15 protein-coding genes, 3 tRNA genes, 3 rRNA genes and 2 pseudogenes are annotated in these 23270 nt (G+C 46.0%); 18 read left to right on the top strand and 5 right to left on the bottom strand.

Annotated elements, in window-relative coordinates; genetic code table 11:
* Positions 1 to 13 precede the first annotated feature (13 nt).
* The 17 genes and pseudogenes from recF (at position 14) to BXP28_RS16660 (ending at position 19520) form a co-directional block, all read left to right on the top strand.
* Positions 14 to 1146: pseudogene (gene recF / locus BXP28_RS16735) on the top strand (DNA replication/repair protein RecF).
* Entirely contained in the window at positions 1131 to 1379 is a 249-nt protein-coding gene (remB, locus tag BXP28_RS16730) for an extracellular matrix regulator RemB (protein WP_023482420.1), read from the top strand. The pseudogene recF and the gene remB overlap by 16 nt, the downstream one beginning before the upstream one ends.
* A 37-nt stretch (positions 1380 to 1416) precedes the next feature.
* Positions 1417 to 3326: pseudogene (gyrB, locus tag BXP28_RS16725) on the top strand (DNA topoisomerase (ATP-hydrolyzing) subunit B).
* 65 nt (positions 3327 to 3391) lie between these two features.
* Positions 3392 to 5848 (top strand): DNA gyrase subunit A, encoded by a 2457-nt coding sequence (gene gyrA / locus BXP28_RS16720; RefSeq protein ID WP_036655676.1) that lies wholly within the window; start codon positions 3392 to 3394, stop codon positions 5846 to 5848.
* 144 nt (positions 5849 to 5992) lie between these two features.
* Positions 5993 to 7072: an HD-GYP domain-containing protein gene (locus BXP28_RS16715; protein ID WP_036655677.1), complete on the top strand. Its 1080-nt coding sequence runs from the start codon at positions 5993 to 5995 to the stop codon at positions 7070 to 7072.
* Between the two features lie 305 nt (positions 7073 to 7377).
* A 16S ribosomal RNA gene (locus BXP28_RS16710) occupies positions 7378 to 8932 on the top strand.
* Between the two features lie 241 nt (positions 8933 to 9173).
* Positions 9174 to 12154 (top strand): 23S ribosomal RNA (locus BXP28_RS16705).
* A 139-nt stretch (positions 12155 to 12293) separates the two neighbouring features.
* Positions 12294 to 12410, top strand: a 5S ribosomal RNA gene (gene rrf, locus BXP28_RS16700).
* Together the 16S, 23S and 5S rRNA genes form the textbook arrangement of a ribosomal RNA operon.
* Before the next feature lie 242 nt (positions 12411 to 12652).
* On the top strand, positions 12653 to 14110 hold the full coding sequence (guaB, locus tag BXP28_RS16695; RefSeq protein WP_023484068.1) for an IMP dehydrogenase: 1458 nt from the start codon (positions 12653 to 12655) through the stop codon (positions 14108 to 14110).
* 106 nt (positions 14111 to 14216) lie between these two features.
* On the top strand, positions 14217 to 15515 hold the full coding sequence (locus BXP28_RS16690; RefSeq protein ID WP_024092840.1) for a D-alanyl-D-alanine carboxypeptidase family protein: 1299 nt from the start codon (positions 14217 to 14219) through the stop codon (positions 15513 to 15515).
* Between the two features lie 123 nt (positions 15516 to 15638).
* Positions 15639 to 16520: a pyridoxal 5'-phosphate synthase lyase subunit PdxS gene (pdxS, locus tag BXP28_RS16685; protein WP_023484066.1), complete on the top strand. Its 882-nt coding sequence runs from the start codon at positions 15639 to 15641 to the stop codon at positions 16518 to 16520.
* Between the two features lie 32 nt (positions 16521 to 16552).
* Positions 16553 to 17128 carry a pyridoxal 5'-phosphate synthase glutaminase subunit PdxT gene (gene pdxT, locus BXP28_RS16680; protein WP_036655679.1) on the top strand — a complete coding sequence of 192 codons (576 nt, stop codon included), beginning with the start codon at positions 16553 to 16555 and terminating at the stop codon, positions 17126 to 17128.
* A gap of 108 nt (positions 17129 to 17236) precedes the next feature.
* Complete coding sequence (gene serS, locus BXP28_RS16675) at positions 17237 to 18517, top strand: serine--tRNA ligase (protein ID WP_036655681.1); 1281 nt, start codon at positions 17237 to 17239, stop codon at positions 18515 to 18517.
* A gap of 87 nt (positions 18518 to 18604) precedes the next feature.
* Positions 18605 to 18694, top strand: a tRNA-Ser gene (locus BXP28_RS16670).
* Positions 18695 to 18823: 129 nt separating this feature from the next.
* A complete protein-coding gene (locus BXP28_RS16665) occupies positions 18824 to 19171 on the top strand; it encodes a hypothetical protein (protein ID WP_023484063.1) in 348 nt (115 codons plus the stop codon).
* 12 nt (positions 19172 to 19183) lie between these two features.
* Complete coding sequence (locus BXP28_RS23350) at positions 19184 to 19333, top strand: hypothetical protein (RefSeq protein WP_024092844.1); 150 nt, start codon at positions 19184 to 19186, stop codon at positions 19331 to 19333.
* A gap of 40 nt (positions 19334 to 19373) precedes the next feature.
* Positions 19374 to 19520 carry a small acid-soluble spore protein P gene (locus tag BXP28_RS16660; RefSeq protein WP_024092845.1) on the top strand — a complete coding sequence of 49 codons (147 nt, stop codon included), beginning with the start codon at positions 19374 to 19376 and terminating at the stop codon, positions 19518 to 19520.
* A 295-nt stretch (positions 19521 to 19815) separates the two neighbouring features.
* Here BXP28_RS16660 and BXP28_RS16655 read toward each other — a convergent pair whose 3' ends face one another.
* The 5 genes from BXP28_RS16655 to BXP28_RS16635 form a co-directional block, all read right to left on the bottom strand.
* Positions 19816 to 21111: a hypothetical protein gene (locus tag BXP28_RS16655; protein ID WP_023484062.1), complete on the bottom strand. Its 1296-nt coding sequence runs from the start codon at positions 21109 to 21111 to the stop codon at positions 19816 to 19818.
* Positions 21108 to 21602, bottom strand: coding sequence for an anti-sigma factor (locus tag BXP28_RS16650; protein ID WP_023484061.1), 495 nt, complete (start codon positions 21600 to 21602; stop codon positions 21108 to 21110). Before BXP28_RS16650 ends, BXP28_RS16655 begins: the two co-directional genes overlap by 4 nt.
* Positions 21599 to 22141 carry an RNA polymerase sigma factor gene (locus BXP28_RS16645; RefSeq protein WP_023484060.1) on the bottom strand — a complete coding sequence of 181 codons (543 nt, stop codon included), beginning with the start codon at positions 22139 to 22141 and terminating at the stop codon, positions 21599 to 21601. The genes BXP28_RS16650 and BXP28_RS16645 overlap by 4 nt, the downstream gene beginning before the upstream one ends.
* Before the next feature lie 301 nt (positions 22142 to 22442).
* Positions 22443 to 22516 (bottom strand) — tRNA-Pro (locus tag BXP28_RS16640).
* Between the two features lie 23 nt (positions 22517 to 22539).
* Positions 22540 to 22614 (bottom strand) — tRNA-Arg (locus tag BXP28_RS16635).
* 176 nt (positions 22615 to 22790) lie between these two features.
* On the opposite strand from BXP28_RS16635, the gene BXP28_RS16630 reads away from it, so the two are divergent.
* A complete protein-coding gene (locus BXP28_RS16630) occupies positions 22791 to 23270 on the top strand; it encodes a hypothetical protein (RefSeq protein WP_023484059.1) in 480 nt (159 codons plus the stop codon).

Here is a 23270-nt window from a genome sequence, read left to right as displayed (position 1 = left end):
GGAGGAAAATGCTTTGTTTTTACAACGGCTAACTCTTCACCATTACCGGAATTACCAACACGTGGAGCTTGTAACGGACCGCAACGTGAACATTTTTGTCGGTCCCAATGCGCAGGGCAAAACGAACCTGCTGGAGTCCATTTATGTGCTTGCACTTACAAAATCCCATCGGACCCACCATGATAAAGAACTGATTCAGTGGGAGGGTGAAAGTGCCCTCCTGCAAGGGGATGTAGAGAAAAAATATGGTTCATATTCCCTTGATCTGGCTATTTCCTCCAAAGGGAAAAAAGCAAAAATTAACGGACTTGAACAAAAAAAACTAAGCCAATTCATTGGCGCATTGAATGTGGTATTATTTGCTCCTGAAGACTTGGAGATCATCAAAGGAAATCCTGGAATTCGCCGGCGTTTTCTGGATATGGAGATTGGACAGGTCTATCCCGGTTATTTATACGATTTGAGCCAGTATCAAAAAGTGCTTGCACAACGCAACAATATGCTGAAGAAGGCTTTTCCGGCGCCCTCTGCTGAACATGCCGCCATGCTCGATATCTGGAATGAACAACTCGCCCAGTTTGGTGTTAAAATTATGAAAAAACGTCAAAACTTTATAAAGAAGCTCCAAAACTGGGCTGAACAGATTCACGACGGCATCACAAATGGGGGGAGGAGTTAACAATTAGGTACCAGCCTTCCTTTGCCGTGCAGGACTTTGAAGATGAAACTGTCTTAATGGAGCAATTTATGATAAAGTTATCACAGATAAAAGACCAGGAAATAAGAAGAGGGGTTTCCTTAGCGGGTCCGCACCGTGATGACCTGCTCTTCTATATTAACGATAAAGAAGTTCAAACGTACGGTTCCCAAGGGCAGCAGCGGACGACTGCTCTTTCTTTGAAACTGGCGGAGATTGAGCTGATTCACAGCGAAGTGGGGGAATACCCCATTTTGTTGTTGGATGATGTGCTTTCCGAGCTGGATGAATACAGACAAACCCAGTTAATTCAGACTTTCCAAAAAAAGGTGCAGACGTTTATAACGACGACCGGATTAGAAAGTGTCCATTTGGATCAGTTGGAAGATGCTTCTGTATTTCGTGTGACTAGAGATGGGAGGCTGAAGTTAAAATGTTTATCCATTTAGGCGGGGAAAAGATTATCCGGTCTTCCGAGCTCATTGCTATTTTTGATTTGTCTATGGGAAAATCTTCGAAAATATCTAAGCAATATATTGCTGAAGCAATGAAAAACAAACAGATCGAAATCATCGGGGAAGAAGAGAACAAGTCCCTTGTTCTCACCCAGAGCAAGGTGTACTACTCCCCCATATCCTCCATGACGTTAAAAAAACGGGCTCATCAACTTCTGACTAACTAATCGAATTAACTAAAAGAAAAAGCAGGTGAAGGATAGAATGACTTTAAATCAAAATACGTATGATGAGAGTCAGATTCAGGTACTGGAAGGTTTAGAGGCCGTTCGTAAAAGACCTGGTATGTACATCGGCTCTACCAGCAGTCGGGGCCTTCATCATTTAGTATGGGAGGTCGTCGACAATAGTATTGACGAAGCCCTTGCAGGATTTTGTACCAAAATCGATGTAACTATTCACGAAGACAACAGCATCACCGTAATCGACAATGGCCGTGGTATCCCGGTCGGGGAACATCCTAAACTCAAAAAACCTACTCTGGAAGTCGTCCTGACCGTCCTTCATGCGGGGGGAAATTCGGCGGAGAAGGATACAAAGTATCCGGCGGTCTCCACGGTGTAGGGGTGTCCGTTGTGAATGCCCTATCCGAATCACTCGTCGCTACGGTAAAAAGGGATGGGCATATTTATCAGCAGGAATTCAAACGCGGTGTACCCCAGTATGGGGTTAAAGTCATTGGTGATACGGACGAGTACGGAACGGTAATCACTTTCAAACCCGATGCGGAGATCTTTACCGAGACAACGGTCTATGATTATGAGGTCCTTCAATCCCGTATACGGGAGCTTGCTTTTTTGAACAAGGAACTGGAAATTAATCTCAAAGATGAGCGTACGGGGGCTTCCCATTCCTACAAGTACGAAGGCGGGATCATTTCCTTCGTGGAATACCTGAACCAAAACCGCGAGCCTCTGAATCAGCCTCCCATTTATGTAGAAGGCAACAAAGACAACATTCAAGTTGAAATCGCGATTCAATATAATGATAACTTCAATGAAAATATCTATTCGTTTGCCAATAACATTCATACTCACGAGGGGGGTACCCATGAATCAGGCTTTAAGAGTGCCTTAACCCGGGTCATTAATGATTATGCCCGCAAAACGAATGTACTGAAAGACAGCAACTCCAACCTGTCAGGAGATGATGTCAGAGAAGGAATTGCCGCGATTATATCCGTAAAAATCCCTGACCCCCAATTTGAGGGTCAGACAAAGACCAAGCTCGGAAACAGCGAAGTCCGCGGAATCGTAGAGTCTTTGCTGGCAGAGAAACTCCAGGAATTTTTGGAAGAAAACCCGAGTACGGCAAAACGGATCATGGAGAAGTCCATGCAGGCGGCCAGGGCCCGGGAAGCCGCAAGAAAAGCAAGGGAATTAACAAGACGTAAAAGTGCACTGGAAGTTAGCTCTTTGCCGGGTAAATTGGCTGACTGTTCCTCCAAAGATGCCGCCATCAGCGAATTGTATATCGTAGAGGGTGACTCTGCGGGCGGATCGGCCAAACAGGGACGGGATCGGCATTTCCAAGCGATCCTGCCGCTGCGCGGTAAGATCTTAAACGTGGAAAAAGCACGTCTTGACCGGATCTTGTCCAATATGGAAATCCGGGCTATTATTACGGCTTTAGGTACCGGTATTAGTGAGGATTTTGACCTGTCCAAAGCCCGTTACCACAAAATTATTATCATGACGGATGCCGATGTGGACGGTGCCCATATCCGTACCCTGCTTCTTACTTTTTTCTTCCGTTACATGAGGAAATTGATTGAGGCCGGATATGTATATATTGCCCAGCCTCCCCTTTACAAATTAGAAAAAAATAAGACTGTTCGATATGCTTACAATGATAAGCAGAGAGCGGAAATTATGAAGGAATTTGGCGAAGGCTCCAAAGTGAACGTTCAACGTTACAAAGGTCTTGGTGAGATGAATGCCGGGCAGCTTTGGGAAACGACGATGGATCCAGAAAGCCGCACCCTCTTGCAAGTAAACATCGAAGATGCGATCAAGGCCGACGCTATTTTTGACATGCTGATGGGTGATAATGTAGAGCCCCGCCGCAATTTCATTCACGAGCATGCCAAATATGTAACCAATTTGGACGTCTAGCCGAATAGGTACTGAACTACAAGCCCGTACGCAAGATGCGTATGGGCTTTCAGGAGGATAGGATCATGACCGAAGAAAGTCGTTCGCAAGTTAAAGAAGTTGATATTGGTTTTGAGATGCGCAATTCGTTCATGGACTATGCCATGAGCATTATTGTCAGCCGGGCTTTGCCGGATGTCAGGGATGGGTTGAAGCCGGTTCACCGCCGTATTTTATACGCCATGTCTGAACTTGGCATAACACCGGACAAGCCGCATAAAAAATCCGCAAGGATCGTCGGTGAAGTAATTGGTAAGTATCATCCGCATGGGGATGCGGCCGTGTATGAAACCATGGTCCGGATGGCACAGGACTTTTCATTGCGTTATATGCTCGTAGACGGACATGGAAACTTTGGTTCCATTGATGGAGACATGGCAGCAGCAATGCGGTACACGGAAGCCCGCCTGTCTAAGATCGCGATGGAACTATTGCGTGATATTAACAAAGAAACGATTGATTACACACCCAACTATGACGGTGAAGAGCAAGAGCCAGTAGTTCTTCCTGCACGGTTCCCGAACCTGATGGTGAACGGGAGCTCCGGGATTGCAGTAGGGATGGCGACGAATATTCCTCCTCATAACCTGGGAGAAGTGATCGATGGGATCCTGATGCTGATCGAAAATCCGGATGTCACGCCACTTGAGCTAATGTCTGCCATTAAAGGGCCGGACTTCCCTACCGGAGCTTATATTCTGGGGCGCGAAGGGATTAGACAGGCATATTCTACCGGACGCGGTTCGGTAACTATGCGAGCTAAAACCACCATCGAAGAAGTGAACAATAAAGCCAGAATTATTGTTGACGAGCTTCCTTACCAAGTAAATAAAGCAAGATTAATTGAAAAAATAGCTGAACTTGTACGCGAGAAAAAAATCGACGGGATTACGGACTTGCGGGATGAATCCGACCGTAACGGAATGCGGATTGTGATCGAGCTGCGCAGAGACGTAAATCCTAATGTCGTTCTTAATAATCTCTTTAAGCATACCGCACTGCAATCAAATTTCGGGATTATTAATATTGCCTTGGTTAACGGGGAGCCAAAAGTATTAAACTTAAAAGAAATGCTCTATTATTATCTTGAGCACCAGCGGGTAGTGATCCGCAGACGGACTGAATATGAGCTGCGCAAAGCTGAAGCCCGTGCTCACATCCTTGAAGGGCTGAGAATTGCCCTAGATCATCTGGACGAAGTCATTGCTTTAATTCGCAGTTCCCGCACTACGGATATTGCGCGAACTGGATTGATGGAGCAGTTTGAGCTTTCCCATGATCAGGCCCAGGCCATATTGGATATGCGTCTTCAACGCCTAACAGGTTTAGAACGCGAGAAAATTGAAAATGAGTATAAAGAACTCATGGCTAAAATAGCTGAATTAAAAGCTATTCTTGCCGATGAGCAGCTGATACTGAAGATTATCAGTGAGGAACTTCAACAAATTCGTGCTTCTTATGGGGACGAAAGAAGAACGGAAATTACCATTGGCGAAGATGCCATCGAGGATGAGGATCTGATCCCACGGGAAGAAGTCGTGATCACCATAACTCATTCCGGCTATGTGAAACGCCTTCCGGTATCCACTTACCGCAGCCAGCGCCGCGGTGGACGGGGTGTTGTGGGTATGGATACCAAAAATAATGATTTTGTGGAACATTTATTTGTGACCAATTCCCATCATTATCTAATGTTCTTCACAGATAAAGGGAAGGTTTACCGGCTTAAAGCGTATGAAATTCCGGAGCTTGGCCGTACTGCAAGGGGAACCCCCATCATTAACCTGATTCAGATAGAGCAGGGGGAAACTGTGAATGCGGTCATCCCTATTGAGTCTTTCGAGAGCGGACATTTTCTGTTCTTTGCGACGCAACAGGGCATCGTGAAGAAAACACCTCTTAAAGACTATAACAATATCCGTAAAGGTGGCCTGATTGCCATTAATTTGCGGGAAGATGACCGTTTAATCGGTGTGAAACTGACAGACGGAAATTGTAATATCATTATGGGAACCCGGCAGGGGATGTCCATCCATTTCCCTGAGAGAGACGTACGTTCCATGGGCCGTGCAGCCACAGGCGTAAAAGGGATTCACATTAGTGAAGATGATGCCGTTATTGATATGGATATAGTAGATGAGAATAACACTGTCCTGATTGTTACCTCCAAAGGATTCGGAAAACGGACTCCTATGAGTGAATACCGGATTCAAACCCGGGGAGGTAAAGGAATTAAGACTCTGAATGTTACTTCCAAGAACGGGCCAGTGGTTGGACTCAAGGTTGTTGAGGAAGATGAGGATCTTATGATTATAACAGCCTCCGGTACTGTTATCCGTACAAGCATGTCTGGCATTTCCATCATGGGCCGGAATACACAAGGGGTACGACTTATTAATACGAGGGAAGATGACGAAGTAGCAACTGTGACCCGTGTTGAAAAGAGTGAAGAACACTCTGAAGAAGAAGAGGAAACAGAATAAAGATAGTATAGGTTTAAAGTCTAAAGATAGGGACTTACATCCCTATCTTTTTTGTTTTACAATAGATTTGATACATTGGAAACGCATTCGAGGGATAATATGGTTAAAATTATAAAATGAACATGATTAAGGTGTGTGAATGATGTGCCGACCGTTTCGGTTTCCCCTTATTTAGTGGGAGAACAATTAGCAGAAGATGTTTTAACTGGGCAGGGCAATGTCCTGATGTATAAAGGGAAGATCCTGAATGAAAGAGATATTGAAGTACTGCAGGCATTTTTAGTTTCAAATATTCCAGTTCAAAACCGAAAGGGATATCAGGAGGAGATGAAGAAAGGGGAAGAAAGGGAAACAGGTCCGCGTTTTTTTAAAAAGAATGAACTAACCTCCTTTGAGCAAGAGTACAAAAAGGCTGTTAAAAGTCTTAAAAAGCTGTTTGCTTCTTCTCTGGGCGGGAAACCCATACCAGTACATGATTTCCGTCCATATGTACAGACACTAATTGATCAAATTGGGCATTATAATATCTTAACGTTTATACCACCAGACTGGACTATAGAGGACTACCTGTTCCATAACAGCATATTGACCGGCTTAACTTCTTATCAATTGGCCAAATGGTATGGGATCTCTTCTAAAGAGCTGATGCAGGTGGCACTTGCGGGAGTTTTTCACGATATCGGCAACTGCAAAGTAGATCAGGGTATATTGCAAAAACCCGGTCCGCTCGAACCTGAGGAAATTAAAGAAGTCCGTAAACACACCGTTGCCGGATATGAAATGTTAAGGTATGTCAGCTCATTAAATGAAGGTGCAAAATTGGCTGCCCTCCAGCATCACGAGAGGGAAGACGGGCACGGTTATCCTCTTGGTTTGAAAGGCAAGCAGATTCATATATACGCCAAAATAGTTGCCATAGCGGATATGTATCACGCTATGACCAGCCAACGTTATCATAAAGCGGCATGTTCCAAATACATGGCATTGGAATCTCTTCATAATGAATCACTTGGAAAGTTGCATCCAGCTTTAGTGCAGACATTCATTCGTAAGATTACACAATTTCATACAGGAACCAAGGTGCGTCTTAATGACGGACGGCTTGGGGAAATTGTTTTTACGGATCAGATCCATCCCACACGTCCGTGGGTGAACATCCGCGGCACTATCATTAATTTGTCCATCGAGCGCAGAATTCACATCGAGGAAGTTTTACAAACCTGATTGAGGGGATTGACACTAATTTATAACCATGATATATTATAATTCCGCTCAAGATAGCGGAGATCATAACAAAAGCTTAAACGTACAGCATTTTAAAAAAACTGTTGACACAGAAGCGAGCGTTATGATATATTAAAGAGGTAGCCGTGAGAGTGGCTGACACGAAATGTGAGATTAACTCACATGATTGTCCTTTGAAAACTGAACAACGAGTGATAAAGCGGGTCACGCAAAGTGACTAAGAGAAGAAATTCTCGTCAGCAAAGTATAGTTGAGCAATCAGCTCATTCGATAAAGAAACAACTTTATTGGAGAGTTTGATCCTGGCTCAGGACGAACGCTGGCGGCGTGCCTAATACATGCAAGTCGAGCGGACCTTGTGTTTCCTTCGGGAGACGCCAGGTTAGCGGCGGACGGGTGAGTAACACGTAGGCAACCTGCCTGTAAGACCGGGATAACTTGCGGAAACGTGAGCTAATACCGGATAGCTGGTTTCTTCGCATGAAGAAGTCATGAAAGACGGGGCAACCTGTCACTTACAGATGGGCCTGCGGCGCATTAGCTAGTTGGTAGGGTAACGGCTTACCAAGGCGACGATGCGTAGCCGACCTGAGAGGGTGAACGGCCACACTGGGACTGAGACACGGCCCAGACTCCTACGGGAGGCAGCAGTAGGGAATCTTCCGCAATGGACGAAAGTCTGACGGAGCAACGCCGCGTGAGTGATGAAGGTTTTCGGATCGTAAAGCTCTGTTGCCAAGGAAGAACGGCCAGGGGAGTAACTGCCCCTGGAGTGACGGTACTTGAGAAGAAAGCCCCGGCTAACTACGTGCCAGCAGCCGCGGTAATACGTAGGGGGCAAGCGTTGTCCGGAATTATTGGGCGTAAAGCGCGCGCAGGCGGTCTTTTAAGTCTGGTGTTTAAGCCCGGGGCTCAACCCCGGTTCGCACTGGAAACTGGGAGACTTGAGTGTAGGAGAGGAAAGTGGAATTCCACGTGTAGCGGTGAAATGCGTAGAGATGTGGAGGAACACCAGTGGCGAAGGCGGCTTTCTGGCCTATAACTGACGCTGAGGCGCGAAAGCGTGGGGAGCAAACAGGATTAGATACCCTGGTAGTCCACGCCGTAAACGATGAATGCTAGGTGTTAGGGGTTTCGATACCCTTGGTGCCGAAGTTAACACAGTAAGCATTCCGCCTGGGGAGTACGGTCGCAAGACTGAAACTCAAAGGAATTGACGGGGACCCGCACAAGCAGTGGAGTATGTGGTTTAATTCGAAGCAACGCGAAGAACCTTACCAGGCCTTGACATCCCTCTGACCGGTTTAGAGATAGACCTTTTCCTTCGGGGACAGAGGAGACAGGTGGTGCATGGTTGTCGTCAGCTCGTGTCGTGAGATGTTGGGTTAAGTCCCGCAACGAGCGCAACCCTTGATCTTAGTTGCCAGCACGCAGAGGTGGGCACTCTAAGATGACTGCCGGTGACAAACCGGAGGAAGGTGGGGATGACGTCAAATCATCATGCCCCTTATGGCCTGGGCTACACACGTACTACAATGGTCGGTACAACGGGAAGCGAAGGAGCGATCCGGAGCCAATCCTCAAAAGCCGATCTCAGTTCGGATTGCAGGCTGCAACTCGCCTGCATGAAGTCGGAATTGCTAGTAATCGCGGATCAGCATGCCGCGGTGAATACGTTCCCGGGTCTTGTACACACCGCCCGTCACACCACGAGAGTTTACAACACCCGAAGTCGGTGAGGTAACCGCAAGGGGGCAGCCGCCGAAGGTGGGGTAGATGATTGGGGTGAAGTCGTAACAAGGTAGCCGTATCGGAAGGTGCGGCTGGATCACCTCCTTTCTATGGAGTACAGAAATGTACAAGAAGGCTTTACTCACTCGTTGTCAGTTTTGAAAGGGCGACCTTTCAACCCTTGTACCTTGAAAACTAGATAGCGAAACAAAGCGAGAACTTAGAACATCCTTAATATAAAGCGAAGTGTTTCGTTTGAAGTGAGCGACTTTGCAGATGAATGTTCACCTTACGTGTGATTGAAAACATTCAGGTGCAGCGAAAGCCCTTCAAAGAAATACAAAGCATAGGTTAAGCTGGTAAGAGCACACGGAGGATGCCTAGGCGCTAGGAGCCGAAGAAGGACGTGGCGAACAACGATATGCCCCGGGGAGTCGTAAGCAGACTTTGATCCGGGGATGTCCGAATGGGGGAACCCGGCTGCGGTTATGCGCAGTCACTCACTTCTGAATCCATAGGAAGTGAAGAGGCAGACCAGGGGAACTGAAACATCTAAGTACCCTGAGGAGAAGAAAACAATCGTGATTCCGTCAGTAGCGGCGAGCGAAAGCGGAGGAGCCCAAACCAGAGAGCTTGCTCACTGGGGTTGTGGGACACCTTATACGGAGTTACAAAGGAGCAGATTAGGCGAAGAGGTCTGGAAAGGCCTGCCACAGAAGGTAACAGCCCTGTAGCTGAAAGTCTGCTCTCTCCAAGGTGGATCCCGAGTACGGCGGGACACGGGAAACCCCGTCGGAATCCGGCAGGACCATCTGCCAAGGCTAAATACTCCCTAGCGACCGATAGTGAAGCAGTACCGTGAGGGAAAGGTGAAAAGCACCCCGGGAGGGGAGTGAAAGAGAACCTGAAACCGTGTGCTTACAAGAAGTCAGAGCCCTATGATTTTCTTCGGGAAATCAGGGTGATGGCGTGCCTTTTGTAGAATGAACCGGCGAGTTACGCTTGCATGCAAGGTTAAGGTGAAGAGCCGGAGCCGCAGCGAAAGCGAGTCTGAACAGGGCAAAGCATAAGCTTACGAAGTAGCAATACTTTGTATTGCTTGGAAGTATGCAGGCGTAGACCCGAAACCGTGTGATCTACCCCTGTCCAGGGTGAAGGTGAGGTAACACTCACTGGAGGCCCGAACCCACGAATGTTGAAAAATTCGGGGATGAGGTGGGGGTAGCGGAGAAATTCCAATCGAACTCGGAGATAGCTGGTTCTCCTCGAAATAGCTTTAGGGCTAGCCTCGGGTTAGAGTGATGGAGGTAAAGCACTGATTGGGTGCGGGGCCCGCCAAGGGTTACCAAGTCTAGTCAAACTCTGAATGCCATCCACTCGGTGCCCGGGAGTCAGACAGTGAGTGCTAAGATCCATTGTCAAGAGGGAAACAGCCCAGATCATCAGCTAAGGTCCCCAAGTGTGTGTTAAGTGGGAAAGGATGTGGAGTTGCACAGACAACCAGGATGTTGGCTTAGAAGCAGCCACCATTTAAAGAGTGCGTAATAGCTCACTGGTCGAGTGACTCTGCGCCGAAAATGTAACGGGGCTAAATACACCACCGAAGCTATGGGTCCTAATTAAGGGCAGTAGGGGAGCGTTCCAAGCAGCATAGAAGGTTGACCGTGAGGACAGCTGGAGCGCTTGGAAGTGAGAATGCCGGTATGAGTAACGAAAAGATCAGTGAGAATCTGATCCGCCGAAAGCCTAAGGGTTCCTGAGGAAGGTTCGTCCGCTCAGGGTAAGTCGGGACCTAAGGCGAGGCCGAAAGGCGTAGTCGAAGGACAACAGGCAGAAATTCCTGTACCACCAAACACCGCTATGAGCGATGGGGTGACACAGTAGGGTAGGGACGCAAGCTGATGGAAGTGCTTGTCCAAGCAGTGAGGCTGGTGTGCAGGCAAATCCGCACACGATGAAAGTCGGGCTGTGACGGGGAGTGAAAATAGCAGTAGCGAAGGTCTTGATCTCACACTGTCAAGAAAAGCCTCTAGCCAGGTGCAGGTGCCCGTACCGCAAACCGACACAGGTAGGCGAGAAGAGAATTCTAAGGCGCGCGGAAGAACTCTCGTTAAGGAACTCGGCAAAATGACCCCGTAACTTAGGGAGAAGGGGTGCCCCGGTAGAGTGAATAGCTCGAGGGGGCCGCAGTGAATAGGCCCAAGCGACTGTTTAGCAAAAACACAGGTCTATGCGAAGCCGCAAGGCGAAGTATATGGGCTGACGCCTGCCCGGTGCTGGAAGGTTAAGGGGAGTGGTTAGGGCTTAAGGCCCGAAGCTATGAACCGAAGCCCCAGTAAACGGCGGCCGTAACTATAACGGTCCTAAGGTAGCGAAATTCCTTGTCAGGTAAATTCTGACCCGCACGAATGGCGTAACGACTTGGGCGCTGTCTCAACGAGAGATCCGGTGAAATTTTAATACCTGTGAAGATGCAGGTTACCCGCGACAAGACGGAAAGACCCCATGGAGCTTTACTGCAGCTTGATATTGGACTTTGGTACGATCTGTACAGGATAGGTGGGAGCCTAAGAAGCCGGAGCGCCAGCTTCGGTGGAGGCAGCGTTGGGATACCACTCTGATCGTATCGGAGTTCTAACCCGGGACCGTGAACCGGTTCGGGGACAGTGTCAGGTGGGCAGTTTGACTGGGGCGGTCGCCTCCTAAAGAGTAACGGAGGCGCCCCAAGGTTCCCTCAGAATGGTTGGAAATCATTCGAAGAGTGCAAAGGCAGAAGGGAGCTTGACTGCGAGACCTACAAGTCGAGCAGGGACGAAAGTCGGGCTTAGTGATCCGGTGGTACCGCATGGAAGGGCCATCGCTCAACGGATAAAAGCTACCCTGGGGATAACAGGCTTATCTCCCCCAAGAGTCCACATCGACGGGGAGGTTTGGCACCTCGATGTCGGCTCATCGCATCCTGGGGCTGAAGTAGGTCCCAAGGGTTGGGCTGTTCGCCCATTAAAGCGGTACGCGAGCTGGGTTCAGAACGTCGTGAGACAGTTCGGTCCCTATCTGTCGTGGGCGCAGGAAATTTGAGAGGAGCTGTCCTTAGTACGAGAGGACCGGGATGGACGTACCGCTGGTGTACCAGTTGTTCCGCCAGGAGCACAGCTGGGTAGCTATGTACGGAAGGGATAAGCGCTGAAAGCATCTAAGCGTGAAGCCCGCCTCAAGATGAGATTTCCCAAGTAGTAAGACCCCTTGAAGACGACGAGGTAGATAGGTTGGGGGTGGAAGCGCAGCAATGCGTGGAGCTGACCAATACTAATCGGTCGAGGGTTTATCCTAAAGAAACAACTGTTCTAAGTACACTTTGCTTCGCTGCTAGTTTTCAGGGTGCAAGAGGCTGGTTCAAGCTGCATGCCTTTTCTAAGGCAGGATATTTTCTCGCAGCCTGATCGAAGAAGCAATGCTTCGAAAAATCCGGTTTGGTGACGATAGCGGAAGGGAACCACGCGTACCCATCCCGAACACGGCCGTTAAGCCTTCCAGCGCCGATGGTACTTGGACCGAAGGGTCCTGGGAGAGTAGGACGTTGCCAAGCAATAAGAAAACCTTTTTGGAACTAATCCAAAAAGGTTTTTTTGCAATAGAAGAGGAAACAGAGTTGCTCTGTCAGCGCATAAGATAAGAGGACAAACCTCACACTAACCTAAGATTCCGTAAATTGTTATACTTGCTTGAAGATTCCGACTTAAGCTGAAACAACCAACTTGTCTTGACATAAAAATTAGGCTTTTGTTACTATTGCAATAATATACAGATATACAGAGGAGGACAACCTAAGTGTGGGAAGCCAAATTTGCTAAAGAAGGACTTACTTTTGATGATGTGCTTTTAGTGCCTCGGAAATCTGAAGTATTTGGGAAAGAAATTGATATTTCGTCCGAATTAAGCCCCAATGTCAAACTGAATATTCCGTTCTTGAGCTCAGCTATGGATACTGTAACGGAAGCAGCAATGGCAATTGCTATGGCACGTGAGGGAGGAATCGGCATTATCCATAAAAATATGTCCATTGATCAACAGGCTGAAGAGGTGGACCGGGTAAAACGCTCGGAAAGCGGAGTCATCACTAACCCTTTCTCCTTGACACCGGACCATCATGTTTACGATGCAGAAGCACTGATGGCTAAGTACCGGATTTCCGGGGTTCCAATTGTAAATGAGCAAAATAAATTGGTCGGTATTTTAACTAATCGCGATCTTCGGTTTGTTCATGATTTCTCTATTCAAATTAAGGAAGTCATGACTCATGACAATTTGGTTACAGCTCCGGTTGGGACTACATTGGAGCAAGCCGAAGTGATCCTCCAGCAGCACAAAATCGAGAAGCTTCCTTTAGTGGATGAACATAATGAACTGAAAGGCTTAATTACAATTAAAGACATTGAGAAAGCCATTCAGTTTCCAAACTCGGCAAAAGATGCACAAGGGCGGTTGCTTGTTGGTGCGGCAGTGGGTGTCTCCAAGGATGTTATGGAGCGGACAGCTGCACTTGTTAAGGCCGGTGTGGACGTGGTTGTACTTGATTCAGCACATGGGCATCATATCAATATTCTCAATACGGTTAAACGGATCAGAGAGCAATATCCCGACCTCACCATCATTGCCGGAAACGTGGCTACTGCTGAGGGGACTCGCGATCTTATTGAAGCGGGGGCTTCTATTATAAAAGTGGGAATCGGCCCCGGCTCTATCTGTACGACACGAGTAATTGCAGGAATTGGAGTGCCTCAAATTACAGCCATTTATGATTGTGCTACTGCCGCAAGAGAATATAACGTTCCCATTATTGCGGATGGAGGGATCAAATTCTCCGGAGATGTAGTGAAAGCCATTGCAGCGGGTGCGAGTGCGGTTATGTTAGGCAGCATGTTTGCCGGAACCGAAGAAAGTCCAGGTGAATTTGAAATTTATCAAGGACGCCGTTTCAAAGTATATCGTGGTATGGGTTCCCTTGGAGCAATGAAAGAAGGAAGTAAAGACCGCTACTTCCAGGAAAATGAAAGTAAATTGGTTCCCGAAGGTATTGAAGGCCGGGTAGCATATAAAGGGCCTCTGGAAGATACCATTTTCCAACTGGTTGGGGGCCTGCGCTCAGGTATGGGGTACTGCGGAGCAAAAAATATCAGTGAACTGATTAATGACACTACTTTTGTAAAAATTACCGGTGCGGGACTGAAAGAAAGTCATCCGCATGACGTGCATATTACCAAAGAAGCTCCTAACTATTCATTGTAAGCCGTCCATAGCCAAGAAGGCAGGGTCCCGTCCCTGTCTTCTTTTTTTTACGTTATGGGTGTGTTACAATAAAGCAGACTATTTACTTATATGGGAGTGTGGACCTTTGAGAAAGTTTGTTTCATGGAAACGAAAGTTGTCGGTTGTTTTAGCAGTATGTATGCTGCAATTGTTTGGCATGCATCTATTCGTTTCCTCAGCTGCCGCTGCAGATGCCAATGCGATTCCGGATTTACAAGCTAAATCTGCTATTTTGATGGAGGCAAATACGGGACAAGTTCTTTATGAAAACAATGCCGATACTCTTTTGCCTCCGGCAAGTATGTCGAAGATGATGACCGAGTATTTGATTATGGAAGCTATTAAAGATGGGAAAATAAAGTGGGAGGACAAAGTTCCCGTTAGCAAACAGGCAGCTTCTGCAATTGGATCCGGACAGCTTCTAGCTGAAGGCGAACAGCTTTCTGTTAAAGATATGTTTTACGCGATCTCTATTTATTCTTCTAATGATGCTTCTGTAGCCATGGCTGAATATTTAGGTGGAACTGAAGAAGAGTTTGCCAATATGATGAACAAAAAAGCTAAAGAACTGGGACTATCCGAAGGTGCCCATTTTATAAACGCAACAGGTCTGACCCGTGCTGATCTTGGACAGTATGCCCCTAAGAATATCGAAGGTGAAACGATGATGACAGCACGGGATGCGGCTATCTTGGCCCGCCATATTGTGCTCGACCATCCACAAGTATTGGAATTTACCAAAACCACATCCAAAAAGTTAAGAGAAACCGATAAAACTCCGATGATCAACTTTAACTGGATGTTGGAAGGAAATAAAGGGAACATTAACTTCAAACCGTATGCTTATGATGGCTTAGACGGCCTCAAAACAGGACATACCAATGAGGCTGGTTATTGCTTTACGGGCACAGCTCAGCGCGGTGATATGCGCTTAATCAGTGTTGTAATGGGAACTAACAGTGAACCAAAACGTTTCCAAGAAACACGGAAAGTATTAGATTATGGCTTCAATAATTTTGAAATGAGAAAAGTACTGGATGCTAATGCTCCGGTTGAGGAACAAAAAACCGTAAAAATCTCCAAAGGTGTTAAAAAAGAAATTGAGGCCGGTGTGAAGGAACCCGTTAGCTTCGTTGTGAAAAAAGGCTCGGGAGATGTAAAGGTAACTGGCAAAGTTGATCCTGTCAGTGATAAGGATTTGGTAGCTCCTATCAAGAAAGGTGACAAAGTAGGAACCGCTACTTTAACCTTGGACGGTCATAATCAGACTGTGGATCTGGTAGCTACCGAAGACGTAGAGAAAGGCAGCTGGTTACGTTTGATGTTCAGGGCAATCGGGGAGTTTTTTGCAGGTCTGTTCAACAGCATCAAAAATCTCTTCTAATTCGTTTTAGCCGGTTGTCTAAACTTATGGGTTACTGTAAAATTAATGCTTAGAGGTTAACAAAATCGACACGTGTATGTACTGTGCCCATAAGGCTTATAAATGTTCAGGAGGAGTCATTGAATGGAAACTGGAACGTCTCTTGTAAAAAGAGGAATGGCTGAAATGCAAAAAGGTGGCGTCATTATGGACGTTATGAATGCTGAACAGGCAAAAATAGCAGAAGCAGCAGGAGCCTCCGCAGTTATGGCTTTGGAAAGAGTGCCATCGGATATTCGCGCAGCAGGCGGCGTTGCCCGTATGGCTGATCCGACAATTGTGGAAGAAGTTATGAAAGTAGTATCCATTCCGGTAATGGCTAAAACCCGTATTGGCCATTATGTTGAAGCTAAAGTGCTGGAATCCATGGGTGTAGACTATATTGATGAAAGTGAAGTACTGACTCCTGCAGATGAAGTATTTCATATTGATAAATCCGAATTTACTGTACCGTTTGTTTGTGGAGCCAGAGATTTGGGCGAAGCACTCCGCCGCATCGGAGAAGGGGCTTCCATGATCCGGACGAAAGGCGAACCAGGTACGGGGAATATTGTGGAAGCTGTCCGCCATATGAGAATGATGGTATCGCAAATTCGCAAAGTTCAGGGAATGTCCAAAGACGAGCTGATGGCAGAAGCCAAGAACTTGGGGACTCCATATGAGCTGATTCTTGAGGTACATCGCACAGGGAAGCTGCCTGTCGTCAACTTTGCGGCAGGTGGAGTAGCTACGCCTGCGGACGCGGCATTGATGATGCATCTGGGAGCAGACGGTGTATTCGTTGGGTCTGGTATTTTCAAGTCGGATAATCCGGAAAAATTTGCAAAGGCTATCGTGGAAGCAACAACTCATTACACAGATTACCAGCTCATTGCTAAAGTATCCAAAAACTTGGGTACTCCTATGAAGGGGATTGAAATATCGAAGTTGGATGCTTCCCAACGTATGCAGGAACGCGGTTGGTAACACCCAGGATAGCGGCAAAGGATGGAATGAGCATGAAAATTGGTGTATTGGCCCTTCAAGGTGCCGTAGCTGAACATATCCGGATGATTGAAATGGCCGGCGCAGAAGGAGTCGTAATTAAGCGGCCGGAACAGCTCGAAGAGATTCACGGATTAATTATTCCAGGGGGCGAAAGTACCACAATTGGCAAACTCATGAGAGCGTATGGTTTTATAGAAGAAATCAGGTCTTTTACAGCTGACCGTAAACCGGTTTTCGGAACCTGCGCAGGAATGATTTTGGTAGCCAAACAGATCAAAGATCAGACTGAAACCCATCTGAAATTAATGGATATTGAGGTTTCCCGCAATGCTTTTGGCAGACAGCGGGAAAGTTTCGAGACGGATCTTGCTGTAAAAGGTTTGGATGATCCGATCCGTGCCGTATTTATCCGGGCCCCGTTGATTAACAAAGTAGGGGAAAGGGTAGAGGTATTGAGCATCTATAAGGACCAGATTGTAGCGGCAAGGGAAGAACATATATTGGCAGCTTCTTTTCATCCTGAATTGACGGATGATTATCGTCTGCATAAATACTTTATAGATATGGTACGTCTGTACCAGGCTTAGAGGAACCATAAGCACCCGTTTCCGTGGTGCTTTTTGTCAAAACTTCCGTCGTTGGACGGCGGGGTTTTCCCTCTTGCATATATTTCACATAGTTCAGGAGGAGTCTCCTTGTTTGACGTTAAATTGTTAAGAACAGATCTACCCGGAGTACAACAAGCGATGCGGAATCGCGGCAGCGAAATTGCAGAATTGGATCGGTTTACCGATCTTGACCGCAAGCGCAGGGAATTGTTACAGGAAACGGAACAACTGAAAAGCACTAGAAATAAAGTTTCCCAGGAAGTGGCTATTCGCAAAAAAAATAAAGAAAATGCGGATGACCTGATTCAAGAGATGAAAATTGTGGGGGATAAAATCAAATCTCTGGACGAGGAAATCAGAAATCTGGAAACAGATTTAAACAGCTTGCTTTTATCTATTCCCAATATGCCGCATGAATCGGTACCTGTTGGAATGTCGGAGGAATACAATGTGGAAATCCGCCGAATTGGCGAGGTTCCTTCTTTCAATTTTGAAACTAAGCCTCATTGGGATCTTGCTGCCGGTCTGGATATTCTTGATTTTGAACGGGCAGGGAAAGTAACGGGATCCAGGTTTGTTTTTTATAAAGGGCTTGGGGCACGGCTGGAAAGGGCCTTACTTAATTTTATGATGGATTTGCATAGTGATGAACACGGTTATATGGAAATCCTCCCTCCTTACCTTGTAAACCGGGATAGCCTGACAGGAACCGGGCAATTGCCTAAATTTGCTGAGGATGTATTCCGTATTGATAATTCGGATTATTTCCTGATTCCCACTGCGGAGGTTCCGGTTACAAACTATCACCGGGATGAAATTTTGACCGAAGAGCAGCTTCCCGGGAACTTTGTAGCTTTCAGTGCCTGTTTCCGTTCTGAAGCAGGGGCAGCCGGAAGGGATACCCGCGGGCTTATCCGTCAGCATCAATTCAATAAGGTTGAACTTGTTAAGCTGGTGAAACCTGAAGACTCTTACAAAGAACTGGAAATCCTAACAAGTCATGCTGAGCGTGTGCTGCAACTTCTTCACCTGCCTTACCGTGTACTTACATTGTGTACAGGAGATCTTGGGTTCTCATCCGCTAAGACGTATGATCTGGAAGTATGGCTTCCTAGCAGCGGTACTTATAGAGAAATTTCCTCCTGCAGTAATTTTGAGGATTTTCAGGCTAGGCGGTCCAATATTCGTTTCCGCCGGGATGCCAAGGCCAAACCTGAATTTGTTCATACATTGAACGGGTCAGGACTGGCTATAGGACGGACGGTTGCAGCTATATTAGAAAATTACCAGCAGGAAGATGGTTCCGTTGTGATTCCGGATGTACTGGTACCTTATATGAACCAAATCACCCATATATCCAAAAAATAGGGCTTGCCTAAATGCCTTTGAATATGATACAATTTATTCTGTTACTTTAATTTGTATATTCCCTTCTAGAGGGATATGAGACTTACTGGAGAGGTGGTCGAGTGGTTTAAGGCAGCGGTCTTGAAAACCGCCGTGTTCGCAAGGGCACCGTGGGTTCGAATCCCACCCTCTCCGCCAGTACATATGGAAACCAAAGTCACATAGCAGGACTTAACAAGTCCTGTCATGTGGCTTTTTTTGTTACTCTGCTCTTTTGAATAAAGCCTTTATCTGTTGAGGCATGTTAAAGAGTGTGGAGGTGTAGGTATGAACCTATCTGAACAACCATCGGTTAATTATAAGCAGTTAGCATCTGCCTGGACAGAGGAACTTCCCCGTAACTTACCGGAGTCTGACCATGCCCGTGTCTGGGCGGATGAAGCTGATCCCAATGCTCTGCGTATCCATATTACAAATGCAGGCAGAACCAGCTACACATTTGATTTTAAATGCACATATGCAGATCCTAGAGAAGTAAAGGTAGAACTAATCGATGTGGAGAGGGATGATCTTCATGTAAGTGAGCAGACCTCTACCATTCAGAACTTAGCCCAGGACTATGTCCGCCATATCCATGAATGTGCACAAGCTCTTCAGAAAATTACCAATCCGTGAGGAGGTGCTCACATGACCCGACAGAAAAGCAGGGACAAGAACCTGCAAAATGTAGTGAAGGATTTCGATAAACAAGTAGTCAATAGGCATCAGGCCCAGCAGGTACAGCAACAAACGAATGATCACCGTCATCAGGATGCTCTGAACCACGACATGAATTAATACACTGACTACCGCATACTTTTAGGAGGACAATAGCCTTATGAAGCTAAGAACGCAGCCTACAGGTATATCGATGCAGGAAGAAACACGTGAAGAATATACGGAACGGGTTAATGAGCCTCTTTCCGGGTCCAAAAAGGTCAAAAACCGTAATCATTCAAGAAATAATCATGGCGAAGGCAGCTAATCCTTTCTTCACAACGGAATTAAAATGAGCTTCTCCGGATATACTAATTCCTGTCGGTGAGAGAGAGGTGTGGTTCCGTTGGAACAAACAGCTGAACAACCGTTAGAAGGTCTTTCTTGTTTGTTATAAAAGACTGGAGGAGATGTGCTAAAGACACTTTAAGTGTTTTTGAAGCAGATAGCCGAAAGTTGAACAAGTAACAGGCGCTATAGATTGATCATCCATTAATCACCGGCTAAAGTCCTTATGGATCCGTTCCATAAGGACTTTTTTATGACAAAAAACTCCGGGCCTTCTAGGAAAGGTCGGAGTTTTTGTTTGGAAGTTCATTGGAAGTAGGTTGTTGTTTATCCGTTTCCTTCTTTTTTCCCTCATCTTCCTTGAAAAGAGGGTCATCTTCTTTAAAGAAAGGAATTTGATCGATAGAATAAGAAGAAGGCGGTTTAACCTCATCATAAGAATCGAAAGGCGGAAAATTCGAATCCAAATCTTCGGGAGGTTCTTTCTTTTTACTTTTGAATAGAAGAACTAAACCTACAATTATCAGAACAAGGGTAACTGTAAGTGTCTGTATATACGATTGAAGATAATAAAACCAATTTTCGGTTTCCGGAAAAAATTTATTCAGTACAACATAGAAGATGGGTCCCATCACGACATTGTATAAAGCAACAAAGATCAGGAACAGTCCGATAATTTTATTGTATCTTTGCCAATCGCCAAAGACAGGTCGGTCCTGGAGAACCTCATATTCCATTTTGGAGATATTCTGTAAGGCATCGAAAAAACTGAAGAACCAAAGAATCGGAACCAGAAACAAAAACAGGGATAACCGCATGACATCAAGGGTGTAAATGGTTATCAGAAATGCAACCATAAGCTGAAAGCCCCGCTTTTGGAGTCCTAAATACATATGGCCTGCTCCAGGAAAAATGGCTAATACCGTGGCGATCGTGCGATTTTTTTTGCCGGTATAGTTATTATCATGGAAATCATCCATAAATGTCCGGTCAATCAATTCTTCACCTGCCTGTTTGCGTTTGTATTGATGAATAGCATCAAAGAGCACATAAAACCAAATCACCGGAAGCACAACAAGGAAAGCCAAAAACCCTTCTCTTCGAGTAATAATAGCTAGGAAGAATATGATTCCGGATGCCCCGAAAAAGAGGACCAAAGCTGTCAAGCCGCGGTACATGAGCCCTAGATGGAAATGGCCTAATCCCGGAATAATGGAAAGGGCGACGATTTTATTTTTTTCAGCATCTATTTGCTGCCAATTTTCCTCATACGGGTACCCCTCAGGGGATATGCCGGGGGGAGTATAAGGCCTGGCCGCTGGCCGGGTAGCGATAGTAATCACCATATCAATAAGATTGATGAACCAAATGAAAGCCGCACAGAACAGAAGGAAGACCGCGATGGTATCACTAATATGACTGTGGCTTATGATTGCCAGGAACAACAGACCCAGTGGGCCGAAAAAGCCGCCTGCATAGAAAAAGGCGCGAATATATCGTTTTAAATACAAATGTCCTAAGCCCGGAATAAATGAAAGCAAAATTAACAACAAGGATGAAATGCCATTCAACGGGTTGTACCTCCTTTAGGGGGATTTGTCTGGAAAGAATCCAAAAGTCCCACAGTTTTCTCCATCACTTTATCAGATACACTGGTTGGCTTCTTTTGGGGAGAGGCAGGATGGTCATCAAGACCGCCAAATCCGTAAAAGGCTCCTGAAACAACCAGAATGAACGTAGCAGCCGCTGCAACAGCATAGTGTATCATAAACTGCTTCCGCTGATTAGGCTTAGTCTTCCGAGCCGCAGGACGGGATATCCCTCCGGACTGTTTCCGGAAAGCGTGGGAATTCATTCTTTGAATCTGTTCCACTACATCATCCATGAAAGGGCCGGGTGCAGTTGAAATTGGAGGCAGACTGGATAATTCCAGTTCCTTCATATACATGGATAAGCAAAGGTCACAGCGGTATAAATGAGTTTCCAGTTCATGGCGGCGGGTTTCCTCCAAATTATCCTCGATGTATTGCCGAAAATCCAATCTGTTATAATGCTGTTTCATTTGAAATCCTCCTCCTTCCAATTTGCTCTTACCCATTGTTTGGCCCGGTACAACCTGGATTCCACAGTTTTTACCGATATGCCTTCTTCTTCAGCTATATCTTGGTAGGTTTTATCATAAAAATAATACAATTCGACTGTTTTCCGGTAATTCGGGGGTAGCTGGGTCATCATTTGCACCACAAGCTCTTTTCTTTCTTTGCGAATCAAGGTTTCTTCGATATCGGTTGAAGCAGCAACATGTACCGAAAACGTGGAGGCAACTGCCTCCATTTCGTCTGTAGACTCTTCCCGTTTTTTGAACGCCCTGCGTTTGTAATCAATGGCTTTATTGGTGGCGATCCGGGTCATCCACGCTTTTAAACCTTTACCTTGATAATGAGGGAGAGAGAAATAAATGGTGACGAACGTTTCCTGCGTAATGTCTTCCGCATCTTTAGGGTGCCGTAAGACCGAATAGATGACTTGATAGATATAAGTACGGTATAAACTCATCAATTGCCGGAATGCGGCTTCATCCCCGATTAAGATACGCTTCACCAACGCGTCTTCAGTAATCGGACTTATTATCTCTCCCTCCCTTCTGCATGTATATAGACCGAGCAGACAAAACCATCCCCTGCATCCAGGCCAAAAAATAAGCCTTCTTTATCATGAAACAACCTCATAGACTTGTAAAGAAAAAAACCTAAATCTCTGCAGCCAAGATTTAGGGTTTAGAAGTTCTTATATGAATTTGCAGGGCTTCCTCCTGGGATGTTTTTTTGCTCGGCAACTAAAAAAAGACCTGATCCATTTCCTTAACGGAAGGATCAGGTCTTCTAATAGCGAATAAGGACAATCGAGACGACAGGATTTGAACCTGCGACCTCTTGGTCCCGAACCAAGCGCTCTACCAAGCTGAGCCACGTCTCGACACAACAAAGTAGGAAAGCAAACGCGCCACGGTGGGACTCGAACCCACGACGCACAGTTTAGGAAACTGTCGCTCTATCCGGCTGAGCTACGGGCGCATATCCTATGCATAGTATAGCATAAAATAGGGCATGTTTGAAACAAGACATTTCAGGTTAAACGGCTACTTTTTTCTAGTTTCTTTTCCCTTGGTCCGGTTTAATAAGAAAGGTGTAATCCAAGCCTATTGGGACCAGACATCTAAGTCTCATATTCTCATTAGGAGGGAGCCAACATGACGGAATTTTCAATAACAAGAAGATGGAAAAACCGGTTTTTGCAGATTTTGCTGCGCTGTAAACAGTTGCTGCTGCCAAACCGGGAGAATAAATCAGAGCGGCTATCTTTAACTTCGGTTCATGTTATGGAGTCAATCCCTAAAGAGAAAGACCCCGGTTATTCCTGTCAGGCCATTCTCCTGAAAGGTCTTCAGGAACATACCCCTCATTTTTGCAGATTGACCATTGAAGAAAATATAGTGATAGTCGAAACACTGGATTATGAATATAAGATTCATGCAGGTCAGATTATTTCTGTCCATATGAATCGCATTGATGGCATTGTTATAGGGCAGGCCCGTAAAATAGTCCACAGCAAAGATCTGATGAAAATCCTCTACAAGGAATCCGGACAAAAAAAAGAATTACTTTGTGCAGCCGAAGATGAAAGGTTTGCCCAGAATCTGAACGTTTTTCTGGGCAGATATACATCGTAA

This window comes from Paenibacillus larvae subsp. larvae (assembly GCF_002003265.1).
Lineage (GTDB): Bacteria > Bacillota > Bacilli > Paenibacillales > NBRC-103111 > Paenibacillus_H > Paenibacillus_H larvae.
Note: the sequence above shows the minus strand (reverse complement) of the source record. Positions and strands in the feature narration are given on the sequence as shown.

Bases quoted from the DNA above. Each gene is read 5' to 3' on its own strand.
- remB (WP_023482420.1), top strand. From the start codon at position 1,131: ATGTTTATCCATTTAGGCGGGGAAAAGATTATCCGGTCTTCCGAGCTC.
- gyrA (WP_036655676.1), top strand. From the start codon at position 3,392: ATGACCGAAGAAAGTCGTTCGCAAGTTAAAGAAGTTGATATTGGTTTT.
- pdxS (WP_023484066.1), top strand. From the start codon at position 15,639: ATGGAAACTGGAACGTCTCTTGTAAAAAGAGGAATGGCTGAAATGCAA.
- pdxT (WP_036655679.1), top strand. From the start codon at position 16,553: ATGAAAATTGGTGTATTGGCCCTTCAAGGTGCCGTAGCTGAACATATC.
- BXP28_RS16665 (WP_023484063.1), top strand. From the start codon at position 18,824: ATGAACCTATCTGAACAACCATCGGTTAATTATAAGCAGTTAGCATCT.
- BXP28_RS23350 (WP_024092844.1), top strand. From the start codon at position 19,184: ATGACCCGACAGAAAAGCAGGGACAAGAACCTGCAAAATGTAGTGAAG.
- BXP28_RS16660 (WP_024092845.1), top strand. From the start codon at position 19,374: ATGAAGCTAAGAACGCAGCCTACAGGTATATCGATGCAGGAAGAAACA.
- BXP28_RS16650 (WP_023484061.1), bottom strand. From the start codon at position 21,602: ATGAAACAGCATTATAACAGATTGGATTTTCGGCAATACATCGAGGAT.
- BXP28_RS16630 (WP_023484059.1), top strand. From the start codon at position 22,791: ATGACGGAATTTTCAATAACAAGAAGATGGAAAAACCGGTTTTTGCAG.